The organism is Vibrio marinisediminis (assembly GCF_014050145.1).
Classification (GTDB): Bacteria; Pseudomonadota; Gammaproteobacteria; order Enterobacterales; family Vibrionaceae; genus Vibrio; species Vibrio marinisediminis.
The window spans coordinates 1-308 of record NZ_JACFYF010000145.1; the positions used below are offsets into that span (position 1 = coordinate 1).

1 protein-coding gene is annotated in these 308 nt (G+C 66.9%); it reads left to right on the forward strand.

Going from position 1 to position 308, the window contains the following annotated elements; genetic code table 11:
- The coding region (locus H2O73_RS23730) for a P-loop NTPase family protein (RefSeq protein ID WP_497997508.1) at window positions 1-293 on the forward strand (293 nt) is incomplete at its 5' end.
- Window positions 294-308: the final 15 nt, after the last annotated feature.

Below are 308 nucleotides of genomic sequence, written 5' to 3' on the forward strand. Positions count from 1 at the left end.
TCGGGGCCAAGGTGCTGATCCTGGACGAGCCGACCTCCGCGCTCGGTGTGCGTCAGACCTCCAACGTGCTGGCCACCATCGACAAGGTGCGCAAGCAGGGGGTCGCGGTGGTGTTCATCACCCACAATGTGCGCCACGCCATGGCCGTGGGCGACCGGTTCACGGTGCTCAACCGGGGCCAGACCCTGGGCACGGCAGAGCGTGGGGAAATCACCCCCGAAGAATTGCAGGACATGATGGCCGGCGGGCAGGAGCTCGCGACGCTCGAAGGGTCTCTCGGTGGCACCGTCTGATCCCAAGCCGAAGCG